The 25,867-nt window shown below is 56.9% G+C and carries 33 protein-coding genes and 1 pseudogene; 5 read left to right on the top strand and 29 right to left on the bottom strand.

Annotated features, from left to right (window positions below; all coding sequences use genetic code 11):
• Positions 1-49: 49 nt before the first annotated feature.
• From CQ041_RS08910 to CQ041_RS08880, 7 genes are read right to left on the bottom strand one after another with little or no spacing between them, the layout of a single operon-like run.
• Positions 50-427, bottom strand: a complete 378-nt coding sequence (locus CQ041_RS08910; RefSeq protein WP_105522587.1) for a DUF1353 domain-containing protein — start codon at positions 425-427, stop codon at positions 50-52.
• Positions 424-981: a DUF4376 domain-containing protein gene (locus CQ041_RS08905; protein ID WP_105522422.1), complete on the bottom strand. Its 558-nt coding sequence runs from the start codon at positions 979-981 to the stop codon at positions 424-426. Before CQ041_RS08905 ends, CQ041_RS08910 begins: the two co-directional genes overlap by 4 nt.
• Positions 982-1,028: 47 nt before the next feature.
• Positions 1,029-2,597, bottom strand: a complete 1,569-nt coding sequence (locus CQ041_RS26535) for a phage tail protein (RefSeq protein WP_105522421.1) — start codon at positions 2,595-2,597, stop codon at positions 1,029-1,031.
• Positions 2,594-3,211: a phage tail protein I gene (locus CQ041_RS08895; RefSeq protein WP_105522420.1), complete on the bottom strand. Its 618-nt coding sequence runs from the start codon at positions 3,209-3,211 to the stop codon at positions 2,594-2,596. The genes CQ041_RS26535 and CQ041_RS08895 overlap by 4 nt, the downstream gene beginning before the upstream one ends.
• Positions 3,211-4,122 carry a baseplate J/gp47 family protein gene (locus tag CQ041_RS08890; RefSeq protein ID WP_105522419.1) on the bottom strand — a complete coding sequence of 304 codons (912 nt, stop codon included), beginning with the start codon at positions 4,120-4,122 and terminating at the stop codon, positions 3,211-3,213. The genes CQ041_RS08895 and CQ041_RS08890 overlap by 1 nt, the downstream gene beginning before the upstream one ends.
• Entirely contained in the window at positions 4,119-4,463 is a 345-nt protein-coding gene (locus tag CQ041_RS08885) for a GPW/gp25 family protein (RefSeq protein ID WP_105522418.1), read from the bottom strand. The genes CQ041_RS08890 and CQ041_RS08885 overlap by 4 nt, the downstream gene beginning before the upstream one ends.
• Positions 4,460-5,038: a phage baseplate assembly protein V gene (locus tag CQ041_RS08880; protein ID WP_105522417.1), complete on the bottom strand. Its 579-nt coding sequence runs from the start codon at positions 5,036-5,038 to the stop codon at positions 4,460-4,462. The genes CQ041_RS08885 and CQ041_RS08880 overlap by 4 nt, the downstream gene beginning before the upstream one ends.
• An 82-nt stretch (positions 5,039-5,120) precedes the next feature.
• On the opposite strand from CQ041_RS08880, the gene CQ041_RS08875 reads away from it, so the two are divergent.
• Complete coding sequence (locus CQ041_RS08875) at positions 5,121-5,831, top strand: hypothetical protein (protein WP_105522416.1); 711 nt, start codon at positions 5,121-5,123, stop codon at positions 5,829-5,831.
• On the opposite strand, the gene CQ041_RS08870 is transcribed toward CQ041_RS08875, so the two are convergent.
• The 13 genes and pseudogenes from CQ041_RS08870 to CQ041_RS08815 all read right to left on the bottom strand — a co-directional run bounded on the left by CQ041_RS08870 (position 5,824) and on the right by CQ041_RS08815 (position 12,434).
• Positions 5,824-6,282: a phage virion morphogenesis protein gene (locus CQ041_RS08870; protein WP_105522415.1), complete on the bottom strand. Its 459-nt coding sequence runs from the start codon at positions 6,280-6,282 to the stop codon at positions 5,824-5,826. The two genes, CQ041_RS08875 and CQ041_RS08870, sit on opposite strands and share 8 nt — an antisense overlap.
• A complete protein-coding gene (locus tag CQ041_RS08865; protein ID WP_105522414.1) occupies positions 6,272-6,754 on the bottom strand; it encodes a phage tail protein in 483 nt (160 codons plus the stop codon). Before CQ041_RS08865 ends, CQ041_RS08870 begins: the two co-directional genes overlap by 11 nt.
• Positions 6,751-6,930 (bottom strand): annotated as a pseudogene (gene lysC, locus CQ041_RS26455) (Rz1-like lysis system protein LysC); the annotation flags it as partial. The pseudogene lysC and the gene CQ041_RS08865, both read right to left, overlap by 4 nt.
• A complete protein-coding gene (gene lysB / locus CQ041_RS26530; RefSeq protein ID WP_105522413.1) occupies positions 6,851-7,294 on the bottom strand; it encodes an Rz-like lysis system protein LysB in 444 nt (147 codons plus the stop codon). The pseudogene lysC and the gene lysB, both read right to left, overlap by 80 nt.
• Entirely contained in the window at positions 7,291-7,494 is a 204-nt protein-coding gene (locus CQ041_RS08855) for a hypothetical protein (protein ID WP_105522412.1), read from the bottom strand. The genes lysB and CQ041_RS08855 overlap by 4 nt, the downstream gene beginning before the upstream one ends.
• Entirely contained in the window at positions 7,491-8,336 is an 846-nt protein-coding gene (locus CQ041_RS08850; RefSeq protein WP_105522411.1) for an N-acetylmuramidase family protein, read from the bottom strand. Before CQ041_RS08850 ends, CQ041_RS08855 begins: the two co-directional genes overlap by 4 nt.
• Positions 8,333-8,611, bottom strand: a complete 279-nt coding sequence (locus CQ041_RS08845; protein WP_105522410.1) for a phage holin family protein — start codon at positions 8,609-8,611, stop codon at positions 8,333-8,335. The genes CQ041_RS08850 and CQ041_RS08845 overlap by 4 nt, the downstream gene beginning before the upstream one ends.
• A gap of 1 nt (position 8,612) precedes the next feature.
• Positions 8,613-8,966: a putative holin gene (locus tag CQ041_RS08840; protein WP_046035109.1), complete on the bottom strand. Its 354-nt coding sequence runs from the start codon at positions 8,964-8,966 to the stop codon at positions 8,613-8,615.
• 27 nt (positions 8,967-8,993) lie between these two features.
• Entirely contained in the window at positions 8,994-9,206 is a 213-nt protein-coding gene (locus CQ041_RS08835; protein WP_046035108.1) for a tail protein X, read from the bottom strand.
• On the bottom strand, positions 9,206-9,667 hold the full coding sequence (locus CQ041_RS08830; protein ID WP_105522409.1) for a head completion/stabilization protein: 462 nt from the start codon (positions 9,665-9,667) through the stop codon (positions 9,206-9,208). The genes CQ041_RS08835 and CQ041_RS08830 overlap by 1 nt, the downstream gene beginning before the upstream one ends.
• Before the next feature lie 104 nt (positions 9,668-9,771).
• Positions 9,772-10,479: a phage terminase small subunit gene (gene gpM / locus CQ041_RS08825; RefSeq protein WP_105522408.1), complete on the bottom strand. Its 708-nt coding sequence runs from the start codon at positions 10,477-10,479 to the stop codon at positions 9,772-9,774.
• A gap of 10 nt (positions 10,480-10,489) precedes the next feature.
• Positions 10,490-11,542, bottom strand: coding sequence for a phage major capsid protein, P2 family (locus CQ041_RS08820; protein WP_105522407.1), 1,053 nt, complete (start codon positions 11,540-11,542; stop codon positions 10,490-10,492).
• Between the two features lie 46 nt (positions 11,543-11,588).
• A complete protein-coding gene (locus tag CQ041_RS08815) occupies positions 11,589-12,434 on the bottom strand; it encodes a GPO family capsid scaffolding protein (RefSeq protein ID WP_105227833.1) in 846 nt (281 codons plus the stop codon).
• A 153-nt stretch (positions 12,435-12,587) separates the two neighbouring features.
• Between CQ041_RS08815 and CQ041_RS08810 the strand changes: the two genes are divergently transcribed.
• Positions 12,588-14,348, top strand: coding sequence for a terminase ATPase subunit family protein (locus CQ041_RS08810; protein ID WP_105522406.1), 1,761 nt, complete (start codon positions 12,588-12,590; stop codon positions 14,346-14,348).
• Positions 14,348-15,370, top strand: a complete 1,023-nt coding sequence (locus CQ041_RS08805; RefSeq protein WP_105522405.1) for a phage portal protein — start codon at positions 14,348-14,350, stop codon at positions 15,368-15,370. Before CQ041_RS08810 ends, CQ041_RS08805 begins: the two co-directional genes overlap by 1 nt.
• Before the next feature lie 91 nt (positions 15,371-15,461).
• On the opposite strand, the gene CQ041_RS08800 is transcribed toward CQ041_RS08805, so the two are convergent.
• From CQ041_RS08800 to CQ041_RS08775, 6 genes are all read right to left on the bottom strand, one after another.
• Complete coding sequence (locus CQ041_RS08800) at positions 15,462-15,848, bottom strand: DUF2513 domain-containing protein (RefSeq protein ID WP_105522404.1); 387 nt, start codon at positions 15,846-15,848, stop codon at positions 15,462-15,464.
• A 102-nt stretch (positions 15,849-15,950) separates the two neighbouring features.
• Positions 15,951-16,631, bottom strand: coding sequence for an SOS response-associated peptidase family protein (locus tag CQ041_RS08795; RefSeq protein ID WP_105522403.1), 681 nt, complete (start codon positions 16,629-16,631; stop codon positions 15,951-15,953).
• Positions 16,632-16,655: 24 nt separating this feature from the next.
• On the bottom strand, positions 16,656-16,994 hold the full coding sequence (locus tag CQ041_RS08790) for a hypothetical protein (RefSeq protein ID WP_105522402.1): 339 nt from the start codon (positions 16,992-16,994) through the stop codon (positions 16,656-16,658).
• 1,141 nt (positions 16,995-18,135) lie between these two features.
• A complete protein-coding gene (locus tag CQ041_RS08785; protein WP_133250594.1) occupies positions 18,136-19,149 on the bottom strand; it encodes a hypothetical protein in 1,014 nt (337 codons plus the stop codon).
• 313 nt (positions 19,150-19,462) lie between these two features.
• A complete protein-coding gene (locus CQ041_RS08780) occupies positions 19,463-20,518 on the bottom strand; it encodes an LPO_1073/Vpar_1526 family protein (protein WP_105522400.1) in 1,056 nt (351 codons plus the stop codon).
• Positions 20,519-20,526: 8 nt separating this feature from the next.
• The gene (locus tag CQ041_RS08775; protein ID WP_105522399.1) at positions 20,527-20,751 is read right to left on the bottom strand and encodes a hypothetical protein; all 225 of its coding nucleotides are present in this window, start codon (positions 20,749-20,751) and stop codon (positions 20,527-20,529) included.
• 198 nt (positions 20,752-20,949) lie between these two features.
• Between CQ041_RS08775 and CQ041_RS08770 the strand changes: the two genes are divergently transcribed.
• Positions 20,950-21,240 carry a hypothetical protein gene (locus CQ041_RS08770; RefSeq protein ID WP_122721539.1) on the top strand — a complete coding sequence of 97 codons (291 nt, stop codon included), beginning with the start codon at positions 20,950-20,952 and terminating at the stop codon, positions 21,238-21,240.
• 5 nt (positions 21,241-21,245) lie between these two features.
• Here CQ041_RS08770 and CQ041_RS08765 read toward each other — a convergent pair whose 3' ends face one another.
• Both CQ041_RS08765 and CQ041_RS08760 read right to left on the bottom strand, forming a co-directional pair.
• A complete protein-coding gene (locus CQ041_RS08765) occupies positions 21,246-21,905 on the bottom strand; it encodes a Wzz/FepE/Etk N-terminal domain-containing protein (RefSeq protein ID WP_105522397.1) in 660 nt (219 codons plus the stop codon).
• Positions 21,906-22,062: 157 nt separating this feature from the next.
• Complete coding sequence (locus CQ041_RS08760) at positions 22,063-23,250, bottom strand: MFS transporter (protein ID WP_105522396.1); 1,188 nt, start codon at positions 23,248-23,250, stop codon at positions 22,063-22,065.
• A gap of 482 nt (positions 23,251-23,732) precedes the next feature.
• On the opposite strand from CQ041_RS08760, the gene mqo reads away from it, so the two are divergent.
• Positions 23,733-25,379: a malate dehydrogenase (quinone) gene (gene mqo, locus CQ041_RS08755; protein ID WP_105522395.1), complete on the top strand. Its 1,647-nt coding sequence runs from the start codon at positions 23,733-23,735 to the stop codon at positions 25,377-25,379.
• A 67-nt stretch (positions 25,380-25,446) separates the two neighbouring features.
• On the opposite strand, the gene CQ041_RS08750 is transcribed toward mqo, so the two are convergent.
• Complete coding sequence (locus CQ041_RS08750; protein ID WP_177429378.1) at positions 25,447-25,821, bottom strand: hypothetical protein; 375 nt, start codon at positions 25,819-25,821, stop codon at positions 25,447-25,449.
• Between the last annotated feature and the right edge of the window lie 46 nt (positions 25,822-25,867).

The raw sequence follows: 25,867 nt of genomic DNA, 5'->3' as shown, positions 1-25,867 counted from the left end.
TGGGCGAGCGGTGGCACTTGTAGGGGATGGGGTTACAGGTGGCAGATGGTCAGGCGGGATTGATCTTGTAGCGTTTGCCGCCACCTATCCGGACACCGGCCCAAAACAGCCAGGCTCGCCAGCGTGCAATTCCCTCGGCACGCAGGCCACGGTACAGCACCGCGTCGGCCTGTTTACGAGTGAGAGGGCCGGTGGTGTAGAGCCAGTCGTGCACGGTGGCGGCGTAGTTGCCGTAACCGGCGAGCAGTGCGTACAGCACGAACAGGAAAATGTTGTGCAGGAACCGGATGCTGGCGAAGTCGGTTCTGAAGCCGGCAGGGACAGTGATCAGTCCGTGGTCATCGTCCTGGAGCGACAGCTCCGCCAGCAGGGTGCGGTCCCACTTGCCGTCCTGCTCGGTCTTGAGGGTGTTCAGGAATTTGCTCACGCCGGCCACCACGCGTCGTCGGTGTAGTTTTCCGGGATCTCCGGCATATCCTTCAGTGTTCGACCCGCGTAGATCAGGTCCGATTTCCGCAGCGCGGCGGTTCGTCCGAACTCCACAACTGTCTGCGCGTCCATCGGTACCAGGGTGTTTTCAGCACAGATCCAGGCGAAGTCCTGGTCCGGGTTCGACCAGCGCAGGTTGCCGGGTTGAGCGCCGCCGACCACTGCCATGAATGCCATCTGGGCCGCGCCTGCAATGTTTTCCCGGTCAGTAGTTTTTGACTGATACAACACGTCGTCAAAGGTCACGCCAGCGTCAATTCGGCGATCTCGCTCGATATCAACCTGGGCTGCGCTGATGACCACCGGACGTTCAGGGGCTAAAACTAAGTAAGGCAATCCATTTTCGTCGTGTTCACGAATCGTCCCGGGAGCTGGGTTACCTATGGTTGCAAGGTAAAGTTCTTCAGTAATTGGAACAGCATCCCCCGGAATATCGGTGTGAGCTCCTACCAGGTAAGTTGTAAGCGTGGTTTTGCTGTATAGGCGTTTCATCTTAAATCCTCTCCAAGGCGCTTGATTCGATAGGTGCTGGGTTTCGACTAGACGCCGAGCGCCCACCAGCTCACCCCTGCCACAGTGAAACCCGATCCGGTGCCGACGTTCATACCTACAGTTATGGTGGAAAGGTTGGTGCGATGGGCTGTTGCACTCAGGTTGCCGGATCCGGTTACCGCGTTAGGTGACTGGGGAGTAGCAAATGCAGCAAAAAAGGTACTTGGGAACGCCATAGGCAAAGGAACGGCAACGATGGCGTCATCACCGACATTCGCCCACCCCCACTGAACGATCAGTCCACCCAGCCAAGTCGGGAACATGACGTATCCATTTGCCGCCAGAGAAATTGAGAAGCCAGTCCGCAACTTTTTCGGGGTCACGAATGTGGCATCGTCGGTCCCTGCGTTTACTTGGACTTGAGTGGCAACTCTGGCAATTCCAGAAATAAGTTCAGTAGCCTGGACGATCAGTGCTGCAAGAGCGGTCGAGAACTTTTTGGGAGTAATGAAGGCAGTGTCATCGCTACCACTGTTGGTCTGAGTTTGCGTTGCAACCTTGGCCCATCCAAATGATGTTTCGGTCGCTTGGGTAACACGCGCGACAATTGCTTGCCAAACCCGCAAGGCCGTCATCGGCTTGGTGTTGTCCTGGTCTGACTGTGCTTCAGCTTCCGCCTGTGTAGCGAGTTCAATGCCATAGCCCGCCAAATTGGTTGGGTTGGTCGCAGCAACGACGCGTCCGTATTTGTCGACAGTTACGCTTTTGAAAGTGCCGGCAGTGACGCCGGTGCGCCCTGCAACCATTTCAAATGTAAGTGCGGTTGTGCCCAGAACAATCGGTGCGTCTGTCACTAATTGCCAGACGCTGTCACCGCTGACCGTGCCTTTTTCTACACTGACCAGTAGACCGGGTGTCACCTCGCCGCTGGCATCAGCATCCTGCGCGCGCCTCCAAATCCCCGCCGCAGGCACAACGTAAATCCCGTTGTCTTTGGCCTGCGCCTGATCCTTCACCAGAACGCGGGCGCCAGCTGTCAGCAGTTCTCCGTCGATGGTCTGAATGCCGCTCAGGACGATGTTCGCCGTCGTAGCCACCAGTACGGAGTGCTTGAAGTCCAGCTTCGCCAGAGCGTCGATGACAGATGTATCAACGTATTCGCGAGTCGCTAAAACAACGCTCGGGTCAATCTTCAGTTCGATGTTGCTCGTGCTGCTGACGATTAGGTTGATTCGGATCACCTGCGTCCGACCGGAACCCTGGGCGAGTAGCGGCTTGTACGTCGGCGCACAGTTGGCGACCGCGACCATATCGCCATCGGTGTCGTAGAGCGCAAGCTCGCGTACCCACCAACCGCCGACACTTTCCGGGATTATCTGTTCGGCGATGATCACGCTGGCGTTTGCCGGATCGACTTTCACCTGATTCAGCGGCGCACGCCGCAGCTCGTTGATCAGCTTGGTTTGGGTGCGACTGGGGATAGGGTCGGTGCCATTGGCATCCCCCACAGCCATCTGCGCAAAGGTCCAGGCCGTTCCCAGGGCTGCGGCGTTCGCTTGCTTGGCTTCGCCAACAGCGGTGAGGATCGCGTAGAACTTGGTGTTTTGGTCGGTCATGGGTAGATGTCCATCGTGTCGATATGGTGTTCGCGGCCACTGAGGCGGTACACGCCGCTAACGTCGATATCGCTCTGGGTCGGTGGGTAAACGCTCAGTTCGTCGCCTTCGGACACACAGGCCCCGACGTACACCGTGCCGGTGCTTTCGAGGCTGATGGCAAGGCCGATCAGTGGGCGGGTGAGCGGCTTGGCGTCATCGATCAGCCAGGTCAGCTCCAGGTACATTTCTTCGGTGATGCCGGTGTCCAGCACGCCTACCTTCAATGCAAAGGTGCCGGGCACGCCTTCCGGTACGGTCTGCCACCACTCCACCACCTCGATCAGGTAGCCCAGGGGCTCAACCACACGGCGCAGGGCGCCGATCGTGCCTTTGTGCGCGTGGATGTAGCGGGATGACCGAATGGCGGCGCGCTTAGTGGCTTCGCTCCAGTTGCTGTCCCAGCGGTCGACGGAGAAGGCCCAGGCCAGGTAGGGCAGTGCCACCACCGGGCAGGTGTTCGGGTTGCAGAGCGTTCTCAGCGGGATCGGTACGCGCTGAATGTGCGCGAGGGCCTGAGCAGCCTGGCGCTCAAGTGACGTGGAGTTGTTCGGCAGTAGCTGCTGGGCGCCCATTATTCAACGCCCCGCGTGATGGCCACACCGGTGCAGTAGGGCGCCTGTTCTTTGGTGGCGACGATATCGACCCAGTCTTCCAGCTCAACTTTACGAACCCCCTCGACGAACAACGCAGCGTGCAGCGCTGATTCCGACACCTCCATTGCGAGGCGTCGACGTTGGTGGACGTATGCCAGCAGGCGCTGTTCGGCTGCCGCAAGGATTGGCTCTGACTCGGGGCCGCTGGTCAGCAGGTACAGCTTGGCTTTAACCGCGTAACGGATGATCTCCGCGCCCTGGACTGTGAGGCGGTCGGCAACGGGCCGGCGGTCATCGTCGCTCAGGTGTTTTTTGACGACGTTGACCAGGTCGCCAGACGCGCTGCCGTCGCCTAGCAGCGCCTGCACGGTAACAACCGCCACAGCCGGTGATGGGCTTTCGGCCGTGGCATCGGCAACACGGCCGTCAGCGCCTCGAGCGTGGAATATGTAGCTCTGGCGCGGGCCGGCGGTGCTCAAGCCCTCCCAGGCCATTTGCGCCCGTTCGCGCAAGCTGTCGTCGCTTTCCATAATCCGCGCGAGGGGCGGGACCGCCATGGGTTTGGCTTCCTGAACCACCAGGCGCTGTACGTTGAAATTGCCAGCCAGTTGATCCAGATCGGGGCCTTTGGCAAAGGCCAGCAGGTTCGCCATGGACGCCTCATTCACCCGCTGACGCCAGATGGTTTCGCGGTAGGCGTTCTCCTGCAGCAGCTTTGCCAGGGGTTCCGATTCCATGTCGAGGCGCGCTGCAATCTGCTCCTGTTCCTCGATCGGCCACAGGCTGATCATGTAGGCCTTGCGCTCGGCCAGGATCAATTCGAAGTCGATCTGCTCGACGATCTGCGGCGCCGGGAGCTGGCTGAGGTCAATCGCGGCAAAGGAATTCATACGCTTCCCCCCAGTTGCAGTGGCAGGCTCAGGCTAAAGGGTTCATTGGTGTCGACGACGGAGCCCTCCAGATCGAGCACGGACTGCCCTTGCAGGTTCGCGCCGAGGAACTGCACGCGACTGAGGCTGATACGGGTCTCCCAACGCATCAACGCCATGACTGTGCCAGCGTAAACGCGTAGGCGCGTGGCGTCGTTGAAGGGATGGTCCACCAGCTCGGGCAGCAGGCTGCCGTATTCGCGGCGCATGATTCGGGTACCGATGCGGGTGGTGAGGATGTCTTCGATGCTTTGGCCGATGTGGCCTAGATCGGTGATGGCGGCGCCAGTTTCTCGGTTCATGTTGGCACAGGCCTCCCGGACTGATCGTCGCCTTGCTTTACGCCAGAGGTCAGGTGATTGACCAGGCTGACACCCGCCGCGACCACGTCTTCTGAAACGTCTACTCGGCCAACTACGTTCTGATTGCCTGTTTGGTTGTAATCGCCCTGGTGATTAATCGGCCCGATGATGTTGATTCCGCCCTTGCTGACCAGGCTGGTGGTGCCGCTTTCGGGCAGGGTGGCGTTCAGGTGATGGGCGACGCTGTCGTACTCGATCACCGCGCCGTCGGCGTAGGTTCGGCGGTGGAGGCCGGCACGGTTGCCGTTCGCAGGGATGTGGTCGCTGAACAGGCCGGTTACGACGACGCCATTGGCGATCTGGCCGGATGGGCTGAGCAGGATTACTTGTTCACCCACGGTGGGCGGGTCCCACTCCTGATCTGCCCCAGCGCGCAGTGCGAGCCATGGCAGCCAAGCGGTGTCCAATGCACCGGTTTTAACCTGCACGCGCGGGGGCTCCATCTGTACGGCGGCGATGACGCCGAAGCGGATGAGGTTTTCGAGCATGCGGGAGAGGGCGGCGAAGTCGTTCATGGCACAGATGGTGGCGCCACGCGCGTGGTAGTACAGCTTTGTGGCGTTGTAAATCTCATCAGTACAAGCCGGTGCATTTTTTATGGAGTTGTTGCAGCGGTTTATGCACTATGCGCTGTTATGGGCGTTTGATAAAAAATGGAGCATTGTCATGGAAATTAACCCGGTCTTGGTTGGAACGTACGTCACCATTGCGCGGGATGTAGTAGTGACAGTTGCGGCAGTTATCACTGCAAGTATCGCAATCTACGGTTTGAGAATTTGGAAACGAGATTTGGTTGGGAAGGAGTCCTACGAAGCTGCGAAAACGCTCGTTTTTCATAGTCATGCGACTGTGAGAGCGCTTTTAAAACTGCGGCTCCCTATAGGCGATCATGAGCGTATGATGCTTACGAAAGAGCAAATTGAACACACGACTGAAAGTGAGAGGTGGCGTCTTACAGAGGCCGCAGCTTACCGTGTTAAGCTAAAAGATTTTATGGAGGTATATAGCGGGTTCAGAGAAGCACTGTTGAATATGCGAGTGATAGCAGGAAGCCAGGTTTTTCTTGCATTCCAGCCTTTTCAAAAAGCTATCCGAAGTACTTTAGATAAACTTTATGCGTACCTGGTATTGCTTGAAGATTTTAGTGTTTCATATATTGGGGAGCCTGATGATGTGAAAGTTACTAGTAAGTTTGTCTGTTCATTCGATGGTAGTGTGGATGAGCTTCAACTGTCCGTCGAAGACACAAGAGAGAGTGGGGAAATATTTTTGCTGCCTTATTTGCATAGAAAGTCAATTTCTAAGTAGTTAAGTGAGCAAGTAAACCATCACGAATTAGATCAAGGTCAGTGTTTGTAAAGCCTAGTACCTCTCGCTGATCGTATTTGACCTTTGGAGCGTTACGTTCTGCGCGATCCATCAACCCGTATTGGTGGACTCGCGCGATCCGCGCAACCCTTCCGGTGAATCCAACGCTGATGGCGTTACCATCGCCCGTAGCCTTCAGATACACCCCCTTCCTTAGCTTTTGGAACATCGCCAGTTTTCTGCGAATCCTGCCTTGTTTACCTCGCAAGTCCCGCTTCTTCCTTGGTGCGAACTTGCTCCCGTCCGGGTTCTCCTGAGCCATCACGCGCTTTTGCTGACTGCGCCGCAGCTCTTGCCCAATGCTCCGAGCCAATTTGCCGCGCTCCCCTGGCTCCAGCCGATCCAGCAGCACCGCCGCCCAGGTTTCCAGCGCTTCCAGGTTATTCGCCACCAGACACTCTCCACTCACTGGTGTTGCCCTGGGCTCCAGGCTTCCAGTTCGGATCGAGGTAGCCCGCCACGTACTGCGGTTCGTTCGGATGCTTCACGGTGGTGTTGCCTTGGTCATCCTCTCCGACCACAACCCGTTCCGTCAGCGGCAGGGTAATGCTGAGGTCCACCTTGTTCTTGTCCAGGATGTCGGCTTCGAACTGGATGCCGTCTTTGACCTTGTCGAAGTTTTCCAGCAGCTCGGACTGGTTGACGCTCAGCCAACCTAGAATCGGCAGGATCACGCTGTCGGGATGGCCGGCGAACTCGGTAAGGATGATCTGCAGATCAAAGCTGTATTCGAACGACAGGGTTTGGGCAGCAGTGCAGCGGACCTTGCCGTTATCGATGAAAATCAGCAGACGGTCGGGGTTGTGCTTGAACTCGGCGACGGTGGCCAGGAGGTGGGCGCGCAGGCTTTCCGGCTTATTCATGGGTTGGCCTGCTGGTGTTTGTAGACCATGTCGACTTGCGCCGCGCAGTCAGCCCAAGCGGCTTCGGCGCGGTCTTCGTCGGTCAGGAGGTCACCGTTATTGAGCGGGCTTGTCGCCGGCAGGTGGCACGGCACTACGGCCGGACAGCCAGTCACGATAAGCTGCGGCGCCGGTGAGGGCGGGGCGCTCGCGCAGCCGGCGAGCAGCGTCAGGCAAAGGATGATCAGCCCATTTCCGAAGGTCGTCATTTTCACGTTTCAGCTCCTCTATTGTTCGCTCGCGTTTGGCCAGGCTTTGGCGCAACTGATCCTGTTGGGCGCGCAGGGTGCTCTGTGCATTGCGTTCCTGTTTCAGGCTGTCGGCGAGGGTATTGGCGGTTTTCAGGTTGCGATCGGCGTCATCGCGGGCGGTCTTGGCCGCATCTCGCGCCCGTTCGGTTTTGCCTTCAGCGACGTCGATGCGTGTTTCTTGGACCCAGATCAGCAGCACCAGGGCGCCGAGCAACGCGAGGCCATACAGGGCCTGGCGCAACGTGCTCACGCGCGGTACCAGCCGAGCTTGTTCATGTCGGCGGTATCGAGCTGTTTGATCGGGCCGCGCACGATTACGGCCCGTGCGCCGTTCATGATCTGGATGGCTTCGGCCAACAACTCCATATCGCTTTGTTCGGTCGACTCCGGTACCACCAGCAGGTCACCGTCACTTACCTGCAGCTTTTGCAGCGCTTTGAAGTCGATCATGCCGCCACTCCTTTGCCACACTCGCAGGCCGCGTGCCGCTCGTAGGCGCGCTGGAGCTTGGTGTCGTAGAGGTTCCGCAGATAATCCGGCCCGTTGTAGAGCCTGGCGAACTCGGCCCATTTGCGGCCCTTCAGCGCCTTGTGCAGCACCGGGTCGGTTTCGATGAAGCGGGTGAAGGCGTCGAGCTGCTGCGATTCGCCGGCAGTCATTGCCGCGACGAAGGCCTGCACGCTGGCGTAGCCGAGGCGCTTCCAATGAAAGCCCATGATCTGGAACGCTCCCCAGGAAGCCGACTCCAGTGCGGCTGTGTCGTCGATCAGGCGGGCCATGGCCAGGCGCTGGTGTTCGGAGGTACCGCCGATGTATCCGCCGGGCTTCGGGTTGACCAGTGCAGGGTTGGCGGTGGCGAGCTGGTCCGCGTGACGCTTGAGTTCGGCCGCGTCATCGCCGGCATGTCGTGCCGTGGCGAGCTGGCGGTACATGATGTGCCGTTCGAACAGGATCACCGGCTTGCCGTTGTCGAGAAAGCCCTTGCCCTTCGATTCCACTTCATTGACCGCATAGATGCTCGCCAACGGAACGTCGAGGCGTTCGGCAGCGGCCACCAGGTCATTGTTGCGCAGCAGCTGCGTGCAGTCGCCACCGGCCAGGCTGGTTTGGGTCTTTTCGCCGGCGGCGCCATCGACGACCAGGCCGACTTTCAGCTGGTAAGCGAGAACAGCCAATTCAGTGTCGTCGCCGAACACACCATCAGGGTAGAGGTTGGCACCGTGCTTGTTGAGGTTCTTTTGCAGCATCAGCACTGCTTGCGAGCGGTCGCCGTGGCGAAGGGTGGTGGTCATGCGCTGGGCCTCAACAGGGCGGCGACGTTGCCGCGTGAACGGAAAATCAGGATGCAGAGCAACACGATGGCAGCGGCCTGCCCGAGGCTGGCGGGCTGGCGCTCCAGCAGAATCTCCAGACCGCAGATGCACAACGTGGCGCCAAACAGGCTTGCCAACAGCGAGATGCTGCGCCGGTACCGCGCATCGCCTCGGGTGTAGCAGGCCAGGCGCAGGGCACTCAGCAGGTAAGCGATCGCCGTAATCAACTGCACGGCCAGTTCGATGTTCGGCATATCAGGTGCCCCCTCTGATGCGACGCCATATGTCCCAAATGTCCGCTTTCTCCACCCACACCATCAGCTTGATGCTGATCGGGATGACCACCAGGGCACACACAAATGCACTGCCGCCGCTGGTGATAAACGGAATTGCCTGTAAAGCCATAGGCGCGAACAGATAGCCCACGCCGGCCGACAGGAACAGTGAGCCCAGCCGCTGCCAGACTTTAAGGTCGCGCTTGGTACTGGTAACCAGCCAGGCGCCGAGGATGGCGCCGAATAGCGCCCCGTCGTCGATAACGGGCGTTACGGTGGACAGGCCCAAACCAATGAGCAGGCCAGTCACAACGCTGGAAGTCGGATCAGCCATGGTGTGGTTTTCCTTGGATGCAGGGGGTCAGTTCCATAGCTGCACCATCTGCCGCTGGGGAGCGCTGGTTTGGGCTTCGGGCATGTTGACGACAAGGCCTTGCGGCAGGATCGGACCGTGCTCGGCCAAGCCGGGGTTGGCTTCCAGCACGGCCTCGGTGACGCCGGCGGTGCGGCCGTAGAACCGCCAGCAGAGGGCGTCGACGGTGTCGTTTTGATTGGTGCGGATGGCTACGGGCATCAGATCAGCTCCACTGTGGTGCGGCTGATCCCTAGGAAGTCGCGGACGGCCCAGCGCAGGTCGCGGCGGTAGTCGTCGATGGTTGGGGTGGTTTCTTCGGCTTTGTCGCTGCCGGTGTTGGTCGCGCTGTAGTCGCGGTACCGCTCGCAGACTTCGGCGCCGGTACCGGCCTCGATCGCGCGTCGGTACAGGTGTTCCTGGACCGATACGTCGTTGACCTTGTCGTCTGGCACGTCGGCCAACCTGGCATAACCAGCTGCCAGTTGCGTGGCCTTCCAAGACTTCAGCTCTCGGTTGAGGTTGATGGCTGCTGAGATAACGGCAGTCTCAAGGCGAGCCGGAGTGACGCTGTTATCGATGCGCAGGGTGGCGCGCAGCTGCTCAAGGTCGATCGAGGGCCAGAATGGGTCGGTGTTGATATGGCCGCCGGTGACTGGGCCGCTGGCTACAAATGCGCTCATGGAACGGCACTCAAAAATAGATCGCCGGTGGTCGGGACTTCACGTTCAGGAGGAGCGGCCTGGCCGATCCGCCCCGAGCCGGCGGGGTGCGTGGGGACGCTCGGTTAACTGCCTGTGGCAGTGTGTTTTTTGAGGAGGCGCTCGACGCGCTCCAGATCCTTTTTGCCGCCGCAGTTGCTGTGCAGGTCGATGGCTTTGCTCAGGTGAGCCTTTGCCACCACCAGAAAACCAACATCGGTTGTCGTGAGGTCTTCATTCGGGACTTTGGCAGCGTTTTCCTTACCGATTGCCAGGTGCAGCTTGGCGCGGGCTTGGTCGGGCATGTCCTGCTCGGCGGTGATGCGCTGGGCTTGCTCAAGAATCCACAGCGGGAAACTGTCTCCAGCCTTTTGTGCTTTAAGGGCCGCTTCGGCGATTTCCTCGGCGATCAAGGTGCCGGTGGTGCGCTCAAAGCGGTCCGGCATTTTCAGGCCGTGTTTGATGACGTATTCGGCGATCTGCAGAGCACCGGGGTAGCCGCCAGCGTCAATGCACCAGAGCATGATCGTGGTGAGAACCTCGTCCTGAGCACCGTTGCCGGCGTCCAACACGCCCTGCACATAGGGTTCGTACTCAGGGATCAGTAGCGCCTTGAGTTCAGCTTTGCCCTGGTTGGACTGCACCTGCTTCAGACGCGCGCGGTGCTGAGCCAGCTGGGCAAGTTGGTGCTCGTAGGCGGTTGCGCCTTCCATTGAAGTGGCCGGCGCAGTTGCAGCGGACTCAATGGCTGCGCGTTTGCGCAGCTGATTGCGTTGGGCAGGTGTCTGGTGCATGGCGCGCCTCTTAGGCCTCGGTCGGGGCTGGGTAGTTGACGGCCGTGATGTCTTCGACCAGGGCGACCAGGCCGAAGTCTTCGATCACATAGGCTTCGTTCGAAGACTGATAGTCAGCGATTCGATCCAGCTCAGGTTCGTCTTTCAGATGACGACGGCGGGCACCGTTCTGGTAGTAAATCGAAAGGTTGCTGAGGGTGGTGACCAGCACGGTGTTATCCGGGAAAAACGGGGCGTCGACGACCGGCAGGCCACCCAAGCGGGCGCGGCTGACAATCTCTTGAGCGGCGTTTTCTTCCTGGTTGGAGTCAGCCCCCTTTTCCACGGCTGCCAGCAGTTTGCTGTGCATCAGGTTGCGGGAAACCAAGACGCGCAGATCCGGGCGGGTGCGGTGCCATGGGTCGAGCATCTGGATCGCGTCGAACACCAGGCCGTCGAGGTTGGCGTAATCACCCTCGAATACAGTGTCTACTCCCGCAACCTTGATGACTTTGCGGGGGCCAATGGTGGCAGCGTCCAACACGCGGTCGTCGGCGCTGAGGCGAATTTTTTGCAGCCAGCCTATGTTGACGTCTTGCAACAAAGGGTTGGCGGCACGGTTGGTGGTTGCTGCGGCGCTGGTACCGTTGAAGCCGATCATGATGCGGTCCAGGGCCTGGCGCAGGATGATCGCGTTGCTCAGCTTGACTTGGAAGTCGGGGAACTTGGCCCAGGCATCCAGCAGGGCATAGGGGAACGCGCTGTCGAAGTTCGTTTGCTTGCAGACGTAGCTGTCTTTGCTCAGCGTGCTACGGCTCAACGGGCTGCGACGGGTGCCGCCGGAGGTATCAGTGCGGCTTGCAACCGGGCCATTTACGCCCAGCAGCAGGGCCTCGCCGGACTGCTCGTCGACGCCAATGATGTTGATCTGCTTCAGGAAACCATCGGATTCCTGCACCGCAACTTCCAGTTTTTGCTGGATGCTGGGGTCGACGCTGAATTTTTCGTGGGCACTGGCTACGCCATTGAGCAGGGCGATCTGAACGGCCAGGGCGGCGAAGGCGAAGCGTGTTTCTTTACGCATGGGGGGGTTCTCCGGTGAATAGGCTTGTCGGTGTTGGGCCGTGGGTTCAGTAAGCAGTCAGTACGGTGCCTGCACCGCCAGTGCTGTGTGGGCGCTGTGGCTGGCTGAGGTCAGCGGTTTGCCCGAGCTTGGTTTTGAGCTCTTTCAGCTCGGTATCCAGGCTGGTGAACTGCTTTTTCAGATCTACCAAGGCCTTGCTTGAAGCGTCGGCTTGCTCAGCCTGCTGGGTGGCGAGGGTTACCAGGCTTTCCAGCGCTTCACCGATGTCGGAGAAAGTGTTGGCGTCCTTGCCATCCTTGTCCTTGCTCAGTTTGATGAACTCACCGAGCTTGGCCTTGATTGCTGCAAAAGCACTCGGCTGGTCGGTGACTTCTTCGAATTCGAGTAAGGCTTCCTCGGCAGCGCTGAACAGGTTGTCTTTGTCCTGTTTGCGTCCGGCCAAGGTGCCATGTGTAGCGCTGAAGCTCAGGGCTTCGGTGCCCAGGCTGGCTGGGGTGTCAGTGATGGCGAGGCCGACCAGATAGGCCTTGCCGCTATCGGCAAACTTGGGTTGGATCTCGACCGAGGTGTAGACCTTCTGGCCGGCCTTGTTCAAGGCCAGCAATGCGTCGTTGGGTTCGAGCTGGGCGAACAACGCCAATTTCTTGATTCCGGCAATCTCGACTTCTTCAGCCTTGAGCGCCACTACGTCGCCATAAGCACCGAACTCGCCACCGGGCCAGTAACCCTTGATGTGTTCGCAGTTGATGCGAGCGCCATAGGTGTTCTGGCTGTACTGCGAGGCCATGTCGTCAATCCAGCTCCGCTCGATGATGCGGCCATCGGTGGTCGCGCCTTCGACGGCAATGCGGGTCCACTTGGAGCGGAATTTCTGTTTGGTGCTGCTGGCCATGGGGAGTCCTCAGTGCGGTGGCGGCGAACTGCCGTTGCGATGTGGGCATGGTCGGTAGCTGCGGCCTCGCGGGCAACGAGCCGGACTTGTAGCGCGACGCCTTACAGTGAGCGGGGCGGGTGTACCACGCGCGCGGGAGGCAGCATCTGCGCCATGAATGCTCTCGCCGAAATCCCCATCCGTGATAACCGTCGCCAGGCCAAATTTTTGTACTGGACGGGTTGGCGCATCACCGAAATTGCCGAGTACCTGGACGAAAAAGAGAAGACCGTCCACAGCTGGAAAACCCGTGACGAATGGGACCGGGCGGATAACGTCGAGCGCATCGGCGGGGCGCTGGAGGCCCGGCTGGTGCAGTTAATCCTGAAGGAAGGCAAGACCGGCGGCGACTTTAAGGAAATTGATCTGCTCCACCGGCAGTTGGAGCGCCAGGCCCGTATTCAGCGGTTCCAGGGCGGCGGCACCGAGTCTGAGCTAAACCCGAAGCTGAATGACCGCAACAGCGGGCCAAAGAAAAAACCGAGCCGCAATGAGTTCAGCGAAGAGCATATCGAGCTGCTCACCCAGGCTTTTGTCGATGGGTGCTTCGGTTATCAGCTGGATTGGTACAAAGCTGGCAATCAGCGCACCAGGGCCATCCTGAAGAGCCGGCAGATCGGCGCGACTTTCTACTTCGCTCGGGAGGCGTTGATTGATGCCCTGACCACCGGCCGTAACCAGATTTTCCTGTCGGCGTCGAAGAATCAGGCTCACATTTTCAAGTCGTATATTCAGTCCTTTGCCAGGGAAGTCGTCGGCGTTGAGCTGACTGGCGATCCCATTACGCTGGCGAACGGCGCAGAGCTGCACTTCCTGGGCACCAACGCCCGAACCGCCCAGGGCTACCACGGCAATTTCTACTTCGATGAATTCTTCTGGACGTTCAAGTTCAAGGAACTGAACAAGGTCGCCTCGGGCATGGCGATGCAGAAACAGTACCGCCGCACTTACTTCAGCACCCCGTCGAGCATGGCCCACGAGGCCTACACGTTCTGGACGGGGGAGCGCTTCAACAAGGGCAAGCCTGCCGCCAACCGTATTTCCGTGGATGTGTCCCACGATGCCCTGCAACAGGGGCGGTTGTGCGAGGACAAGGTGTGGCGGCAGATCGTCACGATTCTGGACGCCGAGCAGCGCGGCTGTGACTTGTTCGACCTTGAAGAGCTGCGCCAGGAGTACGACGCCGAGGCCTTCCAGAACCTGCTGATGTGCCAGTTTGTGGACGACGGGGCGAGTATCTTTCCGCTGGCAATGTTGCAGTCGTGCATGGTGGACAGTTGGGTCAACTGGGCCGAGGACTACAAACCATTGGCGCCGCGCCCGTTGGCTGACCGCCAAGTGTGGTTGGGCTATGACCCGGCCGAAACGGGCGACAGCTCTGGTCTGGTGGTCGTAGCGCCGCCGATGGTGCCGGGCGGTAAGTTCCGGGTGATTGAGCGCCACCAGTTCCGTGGCATGGACTTCGCGGCGCAGGCCGAATCCATCCGCATGGTGACCCAGCGATATTGGGTGACCTATATCGGCATCGACGTAACAGGTATGGGCTCGGGCGTGGCGCAGCTGGTGCGGCAGTTCTTCCCCGGACTGACAACCTTCAGCTATTCGCCAGAGGTGAAGTCGCGTTTGGTCATGAAGGCCTATGACGTGATCAACAAGGGCCGACTGGAGTTCGACGCCGGCTGGACGGACTTCGCGCAATCACTGATGGCTATCCGCAAAACGATCACCGCCAGCGGCCGGCAGTTCACCTATACGGCTGGGCGTAGCGAATCAACCGGCCATGCCGACCTGGCCTGGGCTCTTTTCCATGCACTACACCACGAACCGCTCGAAGGGCAGACGGCTGCCAATACCGGGCGGATGGAGCTTTTTTGATGAGTACAGATAATGAGGTGGCGGTTGCCACTGAGCAGGCGGTGAGTGATCACAAGTCGGTGGCATTCACGTTCGGTGAGCCGGAGTCGGTGTTGTCGGCCAGGGAGATATTCGATTCGTTGGAGTGCTGGTTTAACGGGCGCTGGTATGAGCCGCCATTGTCACTGGACGGACTTGCCCGGTCGGTTAAAGCGAGCGTTCACCTCGACTCTGGGCTGCGCTTCAAGCGTAACCAACTGACCCGAACGTTCATCCCGCACAAGCTGCTGACCCGCGAGGCGTTTGACCAATACGCTCAGGACTACCTGGCATTGGGCAATGCGTACGTGGAGGCGCGGCGGTCACTACTGGGCTCGACTGTGGCGCTAAAGCCGCCGTTGGCGAAGTACATGCGAGTGGGGAAGGACGAACGCTTTTTCCAGGTGCAGGGCTGGAAGAATGAGCATGAATTTGACCAGGGCAGCGTCTTTCACTTACGTGAGCTGGATCTGCATCAGGAAATTTACGGGTTGCCGGAGTGGCTCTGTGCTCTGCAATCGGCGCTGTTGAATCAATCGGCGACGTTGTTTCGCCGCAAGTACTACGAGAACGGCAGTCATGCGGGTTTCATCTTGTACATGACGGACGCGGCGCAGAACGAATCTGACATCAATGACTTGCGCACCGCTTTGAAAAATTCCAAGGGGCCGGGCAACTTCCGCAACCTGTTTGTGTACGCGCCGAACGGGAAGAAAGAAGGCATACAGCTGATACCGGTCAGCGAGGTTTCGGCCAAGGACGAATTCAACTCGATCAAGGACCAGACTCAGGGCGATGTGCTCGCGGCTTTGCGGGTTTATCCCCAACTGATGGGCATCGTGCCGAAAAACGCCGGGGGCTTTGGCTCCCCGAAGGAGGCAGGGGAGGTATGGGCCACCCTGGAGCTTGAGCCGATTCAGGCACGCCTTGCCCTTCTCAATGATTGGGTCGGCGAGGAAGTCGTGCGCTTCAAGCCCTTTGAACTTGGAGCGGGGGAGAAATAGTACCCCCGCGCAGTAAACGAGGCGACGAGCAGGTGCGCTAACACCCGCTTGACGCTGAGTCACTCGAAAGTGCCGAGTTCTCCAGATTTCACTACAGGGCGACCCCTGTATGCTTTTCGAGTTGTTGCTTGATCAACCCCTTCGCTAATTGGCCCAGCAGTTCGAAGGTCAAACCTCCTGCCTTCAATGCCCCTTCTTTCGTCATTTTCCAGATTTTTTCGTCCCTTACCGAGTCTGCAAAATCGTGTCCGGCAGGTGTGAGCCCCTGAAAAATGTAAAGCCACCCAGCATTACCAGGCATGTCAAATAGCCTGCTTTGCATGGCGAGTTTGAGGTGATACTCGACCTGGTCAGGTGTGAAACCTTCAATCACCATTTGATGGTTAAAGTCCTCGTATTCGACCAGATGATTTGGTCCCTGATGGTCCTCCTCGACCTTTAGCACCACAAGTCTCATCAAATCCATGTCTCTTCGCATTTGTCTCTCCTCGCGTTGTGTCTGTCTTAGCCAAGCATCAAACGTCCCTGATACTACAACGCCACTAGTGCTGCTGCTTAGATCTCCGGTGGAGATCAGTTTCTATGGCACTTGCTGAATTAAACAGGCGTCCTTATTCCTCACATTGCCCAAGGCTGTACTGACCTTGAACCATTCAAAGGCCTCGGGCGGCTCGCCCTGGTGCAACACCATCTGCTCAGCACGCTCTTTTGGCGTTGCTGGGTTCAGCCATTCACTGGCAAGGTACGGAGTAAGTACCACGGGCCTTCTGTCGTGGATGTCCACCATACCGCCGGCGCTGTCTGCGGTGATGATCACAAAGCCGTCATGCTCGCCCGGGCCTTCATCAGCGTCTGGTAGCTGGCCAATGGCTGCGCACAAGATCGGTGCCCCGTCCCGCCTGCGGATGAGATAAGGCTGTTTCTTCGGTCCGCCTTCATCCACCCATTCGAACCAGTTGTCGATAGGCGTGATCGCACGGTGTGGCCAGATCGCCCTAAAGAACGGGCCGTGTGCAACCTTTTCGACGCGCGCATTGATGGGCGCGGCCCGGTCTTTCGCCCAATGTGGGCGCCACCCCCATCGCACAGGATCGGCGTGTAGCAACTCGCCCTGCAGGTGTAGTAACGCCACGTGGGTCGTTGGGGCGACGTTGTATCGCTCGATCGGCTGATCACCCACCGAGTTTGCCAGGGCATTGGGCATGCTCAGTGCCGCAACAAAGTCGTGGATTCCCCGGTACTGCGACAGTCTTCCGCACATGGCAAACCCTCTTTCCGTTTGACCTTAGACAATCGTGGTCGGCCGAGGTCTCATTTCATTGACGATGCGCCGCAGCTCGTCCGCCTCCCGCCTGCTCACATTGGACAACGTGGTCAGGTCCGCGATTTGCTTACGCATTGTTGCGGCTTCGGCCCCGCGTTCCCGCAGATACCCCGCAAACTCTGTGTTCTTCGCCTGGGTTTCCAGCAGCATTTCACTGATACCGAAAACGTCTGCCCGCGCTTTTCGTAATTGCAGGTTGAGTTCCTGGATCTCGTTCTCTAGCAGACGGCAATGCTGTCGGTACATCTGCAGTGGGGTGGGGAGGCCAAGCCATCCGAGGGTGTCTTCATCGTTGTTCATGGTTACGAATCCAATACTGTATGCACATACAGTAAATGACGTTTAGCCATGACGCGATTTGAGGCGACGAGCTGTAAGAGGGAAGGCGGAGATTGGGCCGGAAAAGTCAGCTGGCATAGATGAAAGTTTGCCCTTCAGCAGCATGAAAAAACCCACTCCAACATAGCATTTGCTGGCTGTCACGGCAAGCGTAGGGGGCTGCGTGGGCCAATAAACACTGGGCTTTCAGCATGTTTCCGCCTACCGAGCAGTCGCAGCCAGGACAGGCCCAGGCTCACCGCTGCAAGCCGGGGGAGTTGGCGTGCTACATAGGGTTACTGACGTGCCACAAGTGGGGCAGTGGCGTGCTTCAGCACTCGGCGCGCGCCGTCGTCCCCCCACCTCGCCTGCGGGCTAAATGGGCCGTTTTTTCTGCACCCCTGCAGATGCCTCGGTGCGGTCCTGGCAGGGCGCTTGGTTGGCCTTTTGAGAAGGTTGAATCCCTGCGGAACCCTGCAAAGGTATAAGTATGGCGGGATGGTGCTGGGGCTGGTTGTGGTGTTTTTAGGAAAGGCGTCGGAAAAAAGTAATTAGGAAATGTGGTGATTAAAAAGTGCCTGGAGGCCCCTGTTTCATTGGGTTTCGTTAATTACTTGGAAAAGTTATTTTCAGTAATCTCTCAGGTAATTTTATCGTAACCTATTGATTTATAAGGATTAGATAAGTTTCAGATATTACTTTTAAGAAGAGTAATTACATAACCTATTTGTTACTTAGATATTACCTTTCCGTTTTCGCCTCAAAGCCTTGGAGCGTAAGGGCTGTAGCCAGTACGGCGTCACGAATTACCTGTATTACCTTTTTCCGGTGCCTCACCCAGAAAATGCCACTGCTTATCGCGCAGTGCGTGCGCTCACCTCGCGACGCACTCATCACGATGATGTACGGACGCTCTCGCGCACATGGCTGCGACCACGGGGGCGTGCTTATCGAGAGTGCAGGATTGGAGCCACAGACATCGCTGCTTGCTTAAGAATGTCGCTGCTGGCCGTGGGCGAGACACCGGTGGGATGACCGGTGATAAACGTGGCGTAAAAAGGCTCCCGCACCTGGTCGAGATGTGGTCGCCATTTTGTATGAGCGGTACACGGATGATGTATCGCTACACCTCTGCTTTTAGTCGCTTAAGATAATCCACTTTAGATTCAAGAAGGATTTTCTGAATTTTTGCTTCAAGATGACGATATCCATTTCCTGTGATCATCCCCACACGCTGGTAGTGGATAGCGATTTCTTTTTCGAGATACACAGCAAAAGCTTCTTCCGAATCTTTGATTGTTGCCCATAACTTTTCTATATTGGTTTCATCAATACGCCATTCAATTTCCCATTTTTCCACTAACCCCCGCCACAAGTCACCTATCTTGAAATATAGTGTCCCTGAATTTTGTAAGGCTTGAACCGAACTCCCGAACGCGGCGCGTGAAGCGCCTGGCCTAAGCTTTTGCTCGATAATCTCATGCGTGGCAGTTGCAAAGGTCATTGCGCTTTCAAACCAGCGACGCAGTTGATCGACAGTGACCAATTTAAAATTTGCTTCATGAGCGGCGATGTGGCGGGCTGAAAATATATCTTGGATATCACAGATTAGCTGGTTCGCATCGTTAACAATTAATTCACCATACTCTACTTCATATTTATCTGAAGCATCCATAATTGCCTCTTCAGGGGGTTCTATAAACTCCCGAACTGTCGATAAGCTATCCTTAAAGTTTCGATAGCCGGTGTCGCCTTCAAATAACGTATTAAAGTGTTTTATTATTTGGTCGGCGCTGCTGACCCCAACATTATGGCTAACCAAATCTCCAAAGGTTATTTCCTTGCGGCTCAGTGCCTTAGTAAGTTCAAAATCAAATGTAAGGTCTCTGAAATTTTTTGCTCTTTCCAAGTAGGGACTATCGTCTCCGTCGATCAGGATCTTAAAGCACGCTCGAGAAAACGCTTCAATGCAGGAAGCGATAGCTACAACATGAAGAGACATTTGATATGGTTCAGGAGATTTGAGCGAGGAGAAGCCGCTGTGAAGCGTAGCTAGCTCTATCCAACCGGCATATTCCCAGTTTTCAGCCCGAGATTTTTTTTCTGCAATAAAATTTAGTTGGTTTTTCTTGGACATGTTTTTCTCACCCCCCCGGTCATGCTGATTAAAATTTCTAAAAACGCTTCGATCAAACGGATCAGCTATCTCAACTATATGTATAGAACAGTTGTGGCTCTTGCTGGGGCAGCGAGCTGCTCTTTTTGGAAAAATCAAGCATGGCAGTTGGCTATACCTGGAATCGTTAATCCATAACAGCGATGCTTTCGATACTTGAATGTATTATCAGCAAAAAACAGAAATTCTAATCTTCAGTTATCAGCGGAAGCCCGTCGATAAACTTAAACTTACGTCTTACGGCTGCATGAAAAATCTGCGACATTTATAAAAGTTAATTTATCCAAATCGATAGGCTGGCGAATTCGCCGATGTACCGTTTGATATTTGCATGCGCTATAGCCATTCCGACGCTTGTTAGCGTAAAAAATCTCATATTTGAAGTTGACCATGCGTCAAAAACGGAGTCCATATATGGTCTGATCAAAATGCATGTCTCACGTATTTCAGGAGGAGTCATTTTTTCTATGTTAAATAAAGCTGTTATTTTTTCGCGGTCTTCTGTGCTTATACTATGTTCTTCGAATTTTTTTTCCAGTGCTGCGAGGTTGTTGGCTCGAACCTGGATCTTAGACGGGTTATTTATGCATATCATGAAAAAGTTATCGTCTAACCCAGTTGAGATTTCTCTGTCTGATATCTCGTTACGATCAAAGCCTTTAAAGAATTGTCCTGCATAATGGAAATCGAGTATGCCTTCAAGCGATGACTCACCCATTTGGATGCTACCACAGCCAGTAAATTCTAAATGTTGGTAGCAAGCATTGTTTTTTATGAGCTTTGATGAAAAAGGCAATACGTTCGCATCAAAATATTCTCCAAGTAGATGGTGATTGCCTATCCCGGAGTTTTGTGTGTATTGGAATAAAAATTTTATAGCTAACACTGCTAGATGTGAATCGGTAAGCTTTGGCGCGGTTGCAAGAGACTCGTTGAGCACTATCTGGAGTATATCTCTCTGTTCCTGCTTGCTTCGATCAACAAGAAGATCGACCAACAGGTCGCCTAGATCTTTATCTCCGGTTCTGGCGTACTCTCGTTGTACTGTAAACAACGCATGCTGAAAGTCTGGATCTTGACCCTTTCCGAAACCGTTCGGATTTTCCTGCTGGAGTTTCTTGAGAAAATCTTCGGTGATTTCTTCCGCTCGAGCTTTAGCCGTCTCCATTGCCGGTCCAGCCAATTGAAAGAAATTTGCTCGAAAAACATCCAGCGCTACATCGCGGACTTCAGAATATGAGAGGCCATTTTGGGTAATGTGGATATCATTTCCTGCTTGAACGGCGACCGCACCGGTTCCGACATTCTGATCTTGGTTTCCGCCAAACATACCTGACCTCATTTGCTGATATTTACGTCACGGCCAGCTTGAATGGCGTTCGAATTCGCCCCCACCTTCTGCGATTGAGTCGCCTCTGCTTTCTTTTCCGCAATGAACGCTGCTAGCAGGCTACCAAACGCAATGATGGCAGCTGTCACGGAGTCAAAGCCAGGCTTCGCGATGGCCCAGGCTACACACCCTAAGAAAGCTGCGAATAGAACCAGTCTGAAAGCGATGCGCATAAAGGAATCCGATTTATCAAATGATTTCTGGATTCTAGAGGTGGTTAGGATAATGGCAAGAAAGTTCTATTGGTGATGGTACAAAATTGGTACGGGGAAAAAAATATTGCTCTACAGGCCTTTATATTTAAGGGGTGGCTGTAAAGTAGGTCCAATCCATCATCGGCGCGACGCTGAAGCGGCGGGAAAGCGAAGCAGGTGAAGCTGTCGTCAGGGGCATTGGTCGATCTGAAAGGGCAGGGCGGAGGCCGCGAGTTTATCAGGAATCGCGTTGCCGCAATCGCCCTCCGTCTTAAGGGGCGGGCCGATGGCGGCGGCGTTGATGAGGGCTGTGAGCGTGCCTGCATTCAGTGCGATAATGTCGTAATGCCACTATTGTGTTTTTCGAGCGCGGTGATGAAAACGACATTATTTGCAAAATTGTTTATTGTTTTTACTGCAGTCATTCTAAGTGCAGTTATCTATTGGCTGCTTCTCGAATTGGTTTGAGTATTTCAACTGCGAGTGGAGGGCCGGTACTGGCGCACTAAAAAACGGCCAATAACGAATGTACTGCCTAGCAGGATTCCGAGCAGAGCGCCCAGAATGGGGTACTTTTTCAGACTTTTATTATTGACAGCTTTGATGTCATCGAGCGTGTTGAATGCCGTCAAGCCACTGTCAGCGGGCAGTGAGGGCAAGTTCAAGGAAATCGCTTCGGTATTGGCCGAATCCAGTGCCGTTTCAAGCTGCTTTTTCGCCTGCTCAGGCGTGGTTGCGCTCGCGGAGGCGATGTAAAGAACGGGCTCGTTACCGCTCCTGGGTGCGGTTTCTTTCAGGGCGATGGCCTTGGCCGCCATGATACCCATCGCGGTGTAGAACACGTCGTTCTGGATTGAACTGTACAGCCGGGTCTCCAGCGACTGGGCGCCATCAGTCGAAGTGCCACCCTTATCGTTGACGTGTTTATATAGGCTATAAAGGGATGACTTGGTGATGTAGGTACTGGCCGTCCATTGTTCCGGTGCAGTGGCGTAGAGGGAAAGCGACACAACAACACCCGCCAGAGTTGTTGCTATCAGCGTTGTCTTGTTTGACCATAAGTCCAGCAAGAGGGGAATAAGGTCTATTTCATCATCAGGTTGACGGGTGTCTGAATTCGTTGAACGGCTCACGAAAAAATTCCTTTCTAATACGTTCACGGATTGTAGAGAAAAAAATTCTCAGTGCCACGAATTGTTCCCTGATAACTAAGATGTGAATAGTTCCTGTTTGGAGATTGCAAGGTCGGCAGTCCAACCTTGCAACTCCAGTGTCAGGCTGACCTGATGATCAGTGTCCGCCTTTCATGCGCCTGGCAATCAAGTAGATGCCCAAGCCGATCAGTGCCGTCGCGGCGCCTATGTACCCGGTGCTCGTCCACCCATACCCCGCCGTAATCGCCATACCACCCAGCCACGGCCCCAGCGCGTTCGCCAGGTTGAACGCCGCATGGTTCGACGCCGCCGCCAGACTTGGCGCTTCGTGGGCAATGTCCATCAAGCGGATTTGCAGTGGCGCGGCCATGGCGATCATGGTGCCGACCAGGCCGATGCCCAGCAGTACGCTCCACAGTGAGCTGGCGGCGAAGGTGAAGAAAATCAGCACGGCCATCGACCACACCATGATCCAGCCCACCGCGCGGAACTGCAGGCGGTCGAACAGCTTGCCGCCCGCGATGTTGCCGATGATTCCCCCTACGCCAAACGCGGCGAGACCGAACGGAATCCATTGCGGCGACACCTTGGTCACTTCGAGCATGGTCGGCGCCAGGTAGCTGAACACGCAGAACATCCCGGCGAAGCCGATGGCGCCAATAGCCAGGGCCATCCACACCTGGGGTTTGGTGAAAGCGCGCAGTTCCTTGCGCGGGTCGCTGCGTTGTTCGTCGGGGCGGTGGGGCACGAACTGCCAGACCAGTGCGAGGGTGCACAGCGCGATAACACTGACCAATGCAAAGGCCGAGCGCCAGCCCAAGTGCTGGCCCAGGTAGGTGGCGATGGGGTTGCCCAGCAGCATCGCCAGCGTCAGCCCCATCATCACGCGGGCGACGGCGCCGGCGCGTTTGTCGGTGGGCACCATGCTCGAGGCCACCACGGCGGCGATGCCGAAGTAGGCGCCATGGGGCAGGCCGCTGATAAAGCGGAAGGCCACCAGCGAGCCGAACGTCGGGGTGAAGGCCGTGGCGAAGTTGCCCAAGGCATACAGGCCCATCAGCAGCAACAGCATATGTTTGCGCAGCAGCTTGGCGCCGAGGATCGCCAACAGGGGCGCGCCGACCATGACGCCCAAGGCGTAGGCGCTGATGGCGTGGCCGACCTGGGGCTCGCTCAAGCCCAGGTTCTGGGCGATGTCGGGCATGAGGCCCATGATGGCGAATTCGCCGGTACCGATAGCGAAAGCGCCCACGGCCATGGCAGCTTCCATTTTGGCGGCGCTGCGCGCGGGCAGCACGTGCCCGGGGGTTTGGTGGATAGACATGGATCGCTCTATTTGAAGGGGTTGCACACAAGACAGCCATCGATGCTACGCAAGCAGCGACGAAGGTGTCTAGAACAGCCTTTTGCGTGAGAGTTCCGGGCCTGTGACCCCAGGTCGCGCCTGCCAGGCTTGACAGGCGCGGATCAAAACCCTCGATTTAGTGCTGTCAATTGGCCAAACGGCGCATAAACGCTGTTTGCCGTGATATTCTGCGCGCCGTCTTGGGCTAGTCTCTCTTGGGTACGTACATCCGTATACGTCCCAGCGATTGGCTGTCGCCCAGGTAGCTGAAGCCAATAATGATAAGAAGTCAGCGCAGAAGGGACATAAAAGTGAGGTCGACACGTCGGCCTTGTGTGCCCACCCTGCGGCTCTCTCGTGAATGTGCAAACCCCGTAATGCGTTGCCTGGCGCAGTGCGATGGCGGGTTGCCCATGATCAGGGGCGGTGGGGCGGATGGCGTTTTATCATAGGTGCTACTGATGTTTAAAAAAGTAAACACTGCCTTGCTGGGGCTGGCTTTGTCGCTGGGGATCAGCTCCGTTCACGCGGAAGAGGCAAAGAAGGTCGATGTGCTGCTGATCGGCGGCGGCATCATGAGTGCCACCCTGGGTGTCTGGCTCAATGAGTTGGAGCCGGGCTGGTCGATGGAGATGGTCGAGCGCCTCGATGGCGTCGCCGAAGAAAGCTCCAACGGCTGGAACAACGCCGGTACCGGTCACTCCGCCCTGGCTGAGCTGAACTACACCCCGGAAGACAAGAACGGCAACGTTGAGATCCCGAAAGCGGTCGAGATCAACGAAGCGTTCCAGATCTCCCGTCAGTTCTGGGCCTGGCAGGTCCAGCAGGGCGTGTTGAAGAACCCGCGTTCGTTCATCAACACCACTCCGCACATGAGCTTTGTGTGGGGCGATGACAACATCAAGTTCCTGAAAAAACGCTACGAAGCCCTGCAAGCGAGCCCACTGTTCGCCGGCATGCAGTACTCCGAAGACCCGGCGCAGATTGCCAAGTGGGTTCCGCTGATGATGGAAGGGCGTGACCCGAACCAGAAAATCGCGGCCACCTGGAGCCCGCTGGGTACCGACATGAACTTCGGCGAGATCACCCGCCAGTTCGTCGCTCACCTGCAGACCACCCCTAAGTTCGACTTGAAACTGTCGAGCGAAGTGCAGGACATCACCAAGAACGCCGACGGTTCGTGGCGTGTGAGCTACAAAAACCTGAAAGACGGCACCAAGACTGAAACCGACGCCAAGTTCGTGTTCATCGGCGCAGGCGGCGGTGCCCTGCACCTGCTGCAAAAGTCGGGCATTCCTGAAGCCAAGGAATACGCTGGCTTCCCGGTAGGTGGCTCGTTCCTGGTGACCGACAACCCAACCGTGGCCGAGCAGCACCTGGCCAAGGCCTACGGCAAGGCTTCGGTTGGCGCGCCACCGATGTCGGTTCCGCACCTGGACACCCGCGTGCTGGATGGCAAGCGTGTGATTCTGTTTGGCCCATTCGCCACCTTCTCGACCAAGTTCCTGAAAGAAGGCTCGTACCTGGACCTGCTGACCAGCACCACCACCCACAACATCTGGCCCATGACCAAAGTCGGTATTCGTGAATACCCACTGGTCGAGTACCTCGCCGGCCAACTGATGCTGTCGGATGACGACCGCTTCAAGGCACTGCAAGAGTACTTCCCGAACGCCAAGCAATCCGACTGGCGCCTGTGGCAAGCCGGTCAGCGCGTGCAGATCATCAAGCGTGACGAAGAGCAGGGCGGCGTCCTGAAACTCGGTACCGAAGTGGTCAGCTCCGCCGACAACACCATCGCAGGCCTGTTGGGTGCATCGCCAGGCGCGTCCACCGCGGCCCCGATCATGCTGACCGTGCTGCAGAAAGTGTTCAAGGACAAGGTCGCGACTCCTGAGTGGCAAGCCAAGCTGCACCAGATCGTACCGAGCTACGGCACCAAGCTGAATGACAGCCCTGAAGCAGTTGCCAAGGAATGGGCCTACACGGCCGGTATCCTGCAATTGCCGACCCCGCCTGTGATTCCGGCCAAGACTGCTCCAGCAGCAACCGAGGCTGCCAAGCCTGCGGCTGAGCCGAGCAAGCCGGCGTCCGACCTGGCGCTGTAAGCAACACCCGATAAAAAGCCCGCTGAACCGGTGACGGTCAGCGGGCTTTTTTGTGTGTGGGTTCAGCCTAACTCGGCTTCTGGGTGCCTAGAAGTCGAACCTCCCGCAACAGCGCAGCGCCGAGTTGATCGGTGCCGAGTTCCTTATAGCCCACCGCCTTTATCTCACCGTTCTGCTCTGCCTGGATGAGGATCACCGGGGTTTCCTTGCCGCTGGCTTCGTCGACATGCATGGCGTACTGGGGAATATCCAGTTTGATTGGCGTACCCGCCGGCTTGCCTTTCACATCGATCAGAAATGCCGCGCACCCACTGTCGACATCTGCGGTGGTAGCAGATCGACCGCTGACAAAGCAGGTTTCCGGCAGGTCGGGCCAGGCGATGGTATCGGCCAGGGCGAGGGTAGGCGCCATGGCCAGGGCTGCCAGTAAAAGCGTGCGCACGTTGGTCATTCTCTCGATCAAGGTTAGAGGCGGTTTTTACCAAAGC

Source organism: Pseudomonas sp. MYb60, assembly GCF_002979555.1.
Classification (GTDB): Bacteria; Pseudomonadota; Gammaproteobacteria; order Pseudomonadales; family Pseudomonadaceae; genus Aquipseudomonas.
Note: the sequence above shows the minus strand (reverse complement) of the source record. Positions and strands in the feature narration are given on the sequence as shown.

What these genes read in the sequence shown, in the direction of transcription:
- CQ041_RS08840 (WP_046035109.1), bottom strand. Translation starts at nt 8,966, where the DNA reads ATGGCTGATCCGACTTCCAGCGTTGTGACTGGCCTGCTCATTGGTTTG.
- CQ041_RS08820 (WP_105522407.1), bottom strand. Translation starts at nt 11,542, where the DNA reads ATGCGTAAAGAAACACGCTTCGCCTTCGCCGCCCTGGCCGTTCAGATC.
- CQ041_RS08760 (WP_105522396.1), bottom strand. Translation starts at nt 23,250, where the DNA reads ATGTCTATCCACCAAACCCCCGGGCACGTGCTGCCCGCGCGCAGCGCC.
- gpM (WP_105522408.1), bottom strand. Translation starts at nt 10,479, where the DNA reads ATGCACCAGACACCTGCCCAACGCAATCAGCTGCGCAAACGCGCAGCC.
- CQ041_RS26535 (WP_105522421.1), bottom strand. Translation starts at nt 2,597, where the DNA reads ATGACCGACCAAAACACCAAGTTCTACGCGATCCTCACCGCTGTTGGC.
- CQ041_RS08775 (WP_105522399.1), bottom strand. Translation starts at nt 20,751, where the DNA reads ATGCGCATCGCTTTCAGACTGGTTCTATTCGCAGCTTTCTTAGGGTGT.
- CQ041_RS08895 (WP_105522420.1), bottom strand. Translation starts at nt 3,211, where the DNA reads ATGGGCGCCCAGCAGCTACTGCCGAACAACTCCACGTCACTTGAGCGC.
- mqo (WP_105522395.1), top strand. Translation starts at nt 23,733, where the DNA reads ATGTTTAAAAAAGTAAACACTGCCTTGCTGGGGCTGGCTTTGTCGCTG.
- CQ041_RS08890 (WP_105522419.1), bottom strand. Translation starts at nt 4,122, where the DNA reads ATGAATTCCTTTGCCGCGATTGACCTCAGCCAGCTCCCGGCGCCGCAG.
- CQ041_RS08810 (WP_105522406.1), top strand. Translation starts at nt 12,588, where the DNA reads ATGAATGCTCTCGCCGAAATCCCCATCCGTGATAACCGTCGCCAGGCC.
- CQ041_RS08885 (WP_105522418.1), bottom strand. Translation starts at nt 4,463, where the DNA reads ATGAACCGAGAAACTGGCGCCGCCATCACCGATCTAGGCCACATCGGC.
- CQ041_RS08815 (WP_105227833.1), bottom strand. Translation starts at nt 12,434, where the DNA reads ATGGCCAGCAGCACCAAACAGAAATTCCGCTCCAAGTGGACCCGCATT.
- CQ041_RS08845 (WP_105522410.1), bottom strand. Translation starts at nt 8,611, where the DNA reads ATGCCGAACATCGAACTGGCCGTGCAGTTGATTACGGCGATCGCTTAC.
- CQ041_RS08780 (WP_105522400.1), bottom strand. Translation starts at nt 20,518, where the DNA reads ATGTTTGGCGGAAACCAAGATCAGAATGTCGGAACCGGTGCGGTCGCC.
- CQ041_RS08790 (WP_105522402.1), bottom strand. Translation starts at nt 16,994, where the DNA reads ATGAACAACGATGAAGACACCCTCGGATGGCTTGGCCTCCCCACCCCA.
- CQ041_RS08805 (WP_105522405.1), top strand. Translation starts at nt 14,348, where the DNA reads ATGAGTACAGATAATGAGGTGGCGGTTGCCACTGAGCAGGCGGTGAGT.
- CQ041_RS08875 (WP_105522416.1), top strand. Translation starts at nt 5,121, where the DNA reads ATGGAGTTGTTGCAGCGGTTTATGCACTATGCGCTGTTATGGGCGTTT.
- CQ041_RS08855 (WP_105522412.1), bottom strand. Translation starts at nt 7,494, where the DNA reads ATGATCGACTTCAAAGCGCTGCAAAAGCTGCAGGTAAGTGACGGTGAC.
- CQ041_RS08800 (WP_105522404.1), bottom strand. Translation starts at nt 15,848, where the DNA reads ATGCGAAGAGACATGGATTTGATGAGACTTGTGGTGCTAAAGGTCGAG.
- CQ041_RS08835 (WP_046035108.1), bottom strand. Translation starts at nt 9,206, where the DNA reads ATGCCCGTAGCCATCCGCACCAATCAAAACGACACCGTCGACGCCCTC.
- CQ041_RS08905 (WP_105522422.1), bottom strand. Translation starts at nt 981, where the DNA reads ATGAAACGCCTATACAGCAAAACCACGCTTACAACTTACCTGGTAGGA.
- CQ041_RS08795 (WP_105522403.1), bottom strand. Translation starts at nt 16,631, where the DNA reads ATGTGCGGAAGACTGTCGCAGTACCGGGGAATCCACGACTTTGTTGCG.
- CQ041_RS08880 (WP_105522417.1), bottom strand. Translation starts at nt 5,038, where the DNA reads ATGAACGACTTCGCCGCCCTCTCCCGCATGCTCGAAAACCTCATCCGC.
- CQ041_RS08830 (WP_105522409.1), bottom strand. Translation starts at nt 9,667, where the DNA reads ATGAGCGCATTTGTAGCCAGCGGCCCAGTCACCGGCGGCCATATCAAC.
- CQ041_RS08850 (WP_105522411.1), bottom strand. Translation starts at nt 8,336, where the DNA reads ATGACCACCACCCTTCGCCACGGCGACCGCTCGCAAGCAGTGCTGATG.
- CQ041_RS08865 (WP_105522414.1), bottom strand. Translation starts at nt 6,754, where the DNA reads ATGAATAAGCCGGAAAGCCTGCGCGCCCACCTCCTGGCCACCGTCGCC.
- CQ041_RS08785 (WP_133250594.1), bottom strand. Translation starts at nt 19,149, where the DNA reads ATGTCCAAGAAAAACCAACTAAATTTTATTGCAGAAAAAAAATCTCGG.